This is a genomic window from uncultured Campylobacter sp., from assembly GCF_938030785.1.
Classification (GTDB): domain Bacteria; phylum Campylobacterota; class Campylobacteria; order Campylobacterales; family Campylobacteraceae; genus Campylobacter_B.
In genome coordinates this window covers 1-4,948 of record NZ_CALHIK010000140.1, presented here as the reverse complement: position 1 = coordinate 4,948, position 4,948 = coordinate 1, and the positions used below count along the sequence as shown (strand labels likewise).

General features: G+C 47.7%; 5 protein-coding genes. All 5 read left to right on the top strand.

The features are described from left to right. The coding region (locus Q0438_RS08065) for a UvrD-helicase domain-containing protein (protein WP_299189986.1) at positions 1-2,330 on the top strand (2,330 nt) is incomplete at its 5' end. A gap of 115 nt (positions 2,331-2,445) precedes the next feature. After that, positions 2,446-2,871, top strand: a complete 426-nt coding sequence (gene rplM / locus Q0438_RS08060) for a 50S ribosomal protein L13 (protein WP_005869672.1) — start codon at positions 2,446-2,448, stop codon at positions 2,869-2,871. Between the two features lie 2 nt (positions 2,872-2,873). Continuing rightward, positions 2,874-3,263 (top strand): 30S ribosomal protein S9, encoded by a 390-nt coding sequence (gene rpsI, locus Q0438_RS08055; RefSeq protein ID WP_005869670.1) that lies wholly within the window; start codon positions 2,874-2,876, stop codon positions 3,261-3,263. Between the two features lie 100 nt (positions 3,264-3,363). Beyond that, positions 3,364-4,380 carry an OmpA family protein gene (locus Q0438_RS08050; protein ID WP_299189985.1) on the top strand — a complete coding sequence of 339 codons (1,017 nt, stop codon included), beginning with the start codon at positions 3,364-3,366 and terminating at the stop codon, positions 4,378-4,380. Between the two features lie 66 nt (positions 4,381-4,446). Continuing rightward, a partial coding sequence (locus tag Q0438_RS08045) for an HAD family hydrolase (RefSeq protein WP_299189983.1) occupies positions 4,447-4,948 on the top strand: 502 nt, incomplete at its 3' end.

Genomic DNA, 4,948 nt, shown 5'->3' with positions numbered 1-4,948 from the left:
TGCCCGCGCCCGATCTTGGCCGCGTCAATGAAATTTTATCAAATTTAAAAAGCGCGGCGATAGATGCGGGCACAAGCGAGCGCTCGATCAAGGGCCTTGGCTGCGTAAGCGATCTGGCGGAGCTTTCTGGCTACGTTCTTTCGGCGCTTTCTAACGGCAGCTTTGATTATAATCGCAGCGAGCTTAAAAAGATCGCGCATCTTGACGGCGAGTTAGCGGAGCTAAAAAGTGAGATTGCGCGGCAGATCGCGCGCCTTAATACGATGCATCTAGCTAAATTTAGAAATTTGATTAAAATTTACGCCGCCGCGAAAAAAAGCGTGCAGCGAAAAAGCGGCAAGCTCACCTTCAAAGACGTCGCAAACGCCGTGCACTCGCTGCTAAATCCGAGCTCGCCCGCACTGCGAGAAAACCGCGAGCTTCTGTATTTCAGGCTCGATTCGAAGATCACTCACATCCTCATCGACGAGTTTCAAGACACCAGCGTCTGCCAGTACGAGATCATGCTGCCGCTCATCGCCGAGGCGCTTGCGGGCGTGGGCGCGTGCGATCGGTGCGGGAGCTTCTTTTACGTCGGCGATAAGAAGCAGAGCATCTATAAATTTCGCGGCGCGAAAAAGGAGATTTTCGACGTTTTAAAGGATGAATTTCCGCAGATCAGGACGCAGAGCCTGCCGCGTAATTACCGCAGTTTAAAGCTCATCGTGAAATTTGTAAATAAAATTTTCAGAGATAAATTTGAGGGCTATCTCGATCAGCAGGCGGCAAACGAGCTGAGCGCCGATCTGGGCGAGGTCTTGCTTGAAAAGATTAAAGCTTATCCGCTAAACAATCCCAGCTTTGAGCTTTTTGCGATCGAGCCAGACGATTACGGCTACGTGGGGGCGTTTTCTTACGATGATGTGCTAGCGGGCGCGGCGGATCAGGCTCGCAGGCTCATTAAAGAGTGCGGCGTGAGCCCGAGCGACATCGCGATTTTGTGCTGGAAGAACGATCACGTAAATTTGCTTAAAGATATGCTCGGCGCGGACTATGAGGTCTCAAGCGGCGCGAGCAAGGCGCTAGAGTGCAGCGAGCAGGTGGCTGCGGTGATAGAGTATGCGAAATTTTGCGTGGGCGGCGATGAAATTTATCTGCGAAACGTTGAGGCTATCCTAGGCAGGCGGCCCAAAAAGATCAAAGCGGATCTGCAAAAAGGCGCGCAAAAAACGGCCGAGTTCATCGCCGAAATTTTAGAGCTGAACTACGCAGATACCGATCTGCTGCTGTTTTTTGAGACGCTTTCGAAATTTAGCAGCTTTAGCGAGTATCTGTTTTACGGCGGCGAGAACGAGGCGTTTTCAAAGGAGCAAAGCGGCATCAAAATAATGAGCGTGCATAAGTCCAAGGGGCTGCAGTTTCCGCACGTCATCGTCTGCGACAATATCGGTTCTAAGGGCACGGACCGATCGAAATTTATCACGAGTTACGATTATAGCTCGCATAGATGGAAAATTTTTTATAAATTTAAAAATAGAGAGGCGTTGGATGAGGAGTTTAAGCAGGTTATAGAGGATAGGCAGCGGCTTGAGCGCGAGGAGGACATAAACAAGCTCTACGTCGCCTTTACCCGCGCCGAGCGGTCGCTAATCATCATAAAGCGCGCAGAGGAGGGCATTAACGGCCACAACTACAGCTATTTTAGCCCATACGCTAAAAAGGGCAAAGACGCGGGCTTACTAGAGTGGCTGGATATTCCCGATCTGCAGTACGGCTATGTGATCCCAAGCCCTGCGGAAACGAGCGAAAAACCGCCGCGCAAAAAGATCGCGCTCGTAGCGGGCGAGCCTCAAGGCGCGCAAGAAAAAGCTAGCGGAGGCGAAGCGGAAGCTCTAAGCGCGATATATTTCGGCGAGGCGCTGCACTATGCTCTGGAGATGAGCGAAGGCTTTACGGCGGATGAAATTTTGCGAGGAGTAAGCCTGGCAAGGGGCCGCTACGCTAAATTTTTAAACGATGCGGATTTTGAAAATATCGCGGCGCGGGTGCTCGGCCTAAGTAAAAACGAGGAATTTTTAGCTCTGATAAAGGGTGCTCAAGCTTATAAAGAGATGCCGATCAAAAGCGCAGAGGGTGAGCTCTTGCGCGTGGATCTGGCGTGCTTTAGGCAGGATGAAATTTTGCTTTTTGATTACAAAAGCTCCGAAAAATACCTCGCGCAAAACAAAGCCCAAGTAGCGCGGTATAAAAGCGTAATCCGCGAGTTTTATCCGAATGCGAGAGTGCGTGCCTTCGTGCTGGTTCTCGAAGCTGCGGGCGCTAAGCTGATCGAAGTAAATGAAGAGGGATAAAATTTTAAAATTTAAATGAAATTTGAGCGCAGATATATTAAATATAGCTTAAATTAAGCTATACATAAGGATATTTCTATATAATCACAGCTCAAATTTTAATAAGGCGGAAACCATGACAGAAATTACAAAGCCTAGCGAAGTTAAGCGCGACTGGGTCGTTATCGACGCGACCGACAAAAGATTCGGTAGAATGCTTACCGAAGTCGCCGTATTGCTACGCGGCAAACACAAACCAAGCTATACTCCAAACGTGGATTGCGGAGACTACGTCGTTATCATCAACGCTTCAAAGGCCGTATTTACAGGCAATAACAAAGGCGACGACAAACTTTATCACAGCTACTCGGGCTATTTCGGAAGCGTAAAGAGCGTGAAATTCCAAGACCTGCTTAAAAACAATCCCGCAAAACTATACAGACTTGCGGTTCGCGGCATGCTTCCTAAGACGAAGCTCGGCAAGGCGATGATCAAAAAGCTATTCGTATATGAAGGCGGCGAGCACCCTCATACTGCGCAAACAACTAAAAAAGGAAAATAATCATGGCGACAATTTATGCAACCGGAAAGAGAAAAACTGCCGTAGCTAAGGTTTGGGTAAAACCGGGAAGCGGCAAGATCGTAGTAAACGGCATGGATCTAAACACCTGGCTAGGCGGTCACGAGGCGATCAAGCTAAGAGTCGTTCAGCCGCTTTTGGCGACTAAGCAAGAGACCTCGATGGATATCACCGCGCAGACTTTGGGCGGTGGATATTCGGCTCAAGCAGATGCGCTAAAGCACGGAATTTCAAAGGCGCTTGCCGCGATGGATAAAGATTTTAGAGCGGCTCTTAAGCCGAAAGGTCTGCTAACTCGCGATAGCCGCGTGGTCGAGCGAAAGAAATTCGGCCGCCGCAAAGCGCGCAGAAGCCCGCAATTTTCAAAGAGATAATGAGTTTTTTACAAAATTTGCGGCAAAATTGTCGTATATTTGTAAATTCTTTAAAAATTTTATGGTAATATCAAACCAACTTTATTTGAAAGGATGTTTAATGAAAAAAGTTTTACTTGCATTAAGCTTATGTGCATCTAGCGCGTTGCTCGCTACAGATGCTGATTACCACTGGGAGATTACTCCTACTGTTGGCGGAATGACTCATGAGGGAAATATGGATTTAGATACGAATTTTATGTTCGGTCTACGCCTTGCTAAAAACCTACAGAATTCATTCATCGATCAATTAGAGGCAGGTTTCGATTATTCTCGCCATATCGGTGTAGAGGATCTAGCTTACAGAGCTGGCAACGCTAAGCCTAGCGCCAGATACTATCACATCAATGCGGTAAAAGACTTGGTAAATTTTACCGATGATTTCAAACTATACGGCTTACTAGGTGTCGGATATATGGACTACACTAGAGATGTTTACAACGACGGCGATCAAGATAGCGGCTTCGGTCAGTACGGTCTAGGTCTAAAATACTACATCACCGACAATTTCGCTACAAAACTTGAGGCACGCGATGCTATCAGATTTGACGACGGCAACCACGTATTGTTCTATACTCTAGGCTTTGCGGTAGATTTCGGCAAGAGACATGCAGATGCAGCTCCTGCTCCTGTTTCTACAGCTTGCAAAGATGCTGACAACGACGGCGTATGCGACAATGTCGATAGATGCCCTGGCACACCTGCCGGCGTAGTAGTCGATGAGTACGGCTGCGAGAAAGTTATTAGATTAAATTTAGGCGTAAATTTCGCTACCGATAGCTCAAAAATTTCCCCTGAGTTTATGAATCAGATCAAAAATGTAAGCGATGTAATGGTGGCTCACCCTGATTATAAGGTAATCTTAGAGGGTCACACAGACAGCACCGGCTCGGATGCTCACAACCAAAAACTTTCCGAGCGCAGAGCTGCTGCCGTTGCAGACGCGCTTAAGAGTTTCGGTGTAGATTCTAGCAGAATCAGCTCCGTAGGCTACGGCGAGTCTAAGCCTATCGCTTCAAACTCTACAAAAGCGGGTCGCGCTCAAAATAGACGCGTTGACGCTAAATTTAGAAAATAATCTTTTCTAAAACTCCTTAAGCGGGGCTTCGGCTCCGCTTTTTTTATATCCAAATTAAATTTTAAAATGCGAAAATTTCAAACCACTATACTTTTTGATCTGGACGGCACGCTCATTGACTCTACTCCCGCTATACTGGACGGATTCCACTACGCGTTTGCGCATTTTGGTGCGACGGATCCTAGCGATGAGAAGATTAAAAGACTCATCGGGCACCCGCTGGAAGTGATGTTTGAGCGCTTGGGTGCGACGCAGGATGTGCAGGATTTCGTGCGCGCTTACAAACAGCGATATGAGCAGATATTTTTGGATCAGACCGTTCTGTTAAGTGGCGCGCATGAGGCGGTGCGGGAAGCGAGCGAGTTTGCAAATTTAGGCGTCGTGACGACCAAGACGTCGAAATTTTCTAAAATTTTATTACAGCATCTGGGCATTGCGGAATTTTTCGGCACCATCGTCGGGCGCGAGGATGTGAAAAACCCTAAACCAAGCGCCGAGCCGATCTTAAAGGCGCTCGAAAATTTAGGGATTTACAGCGGAATTTCGGGCGAAAATTTCAGCGAAATTC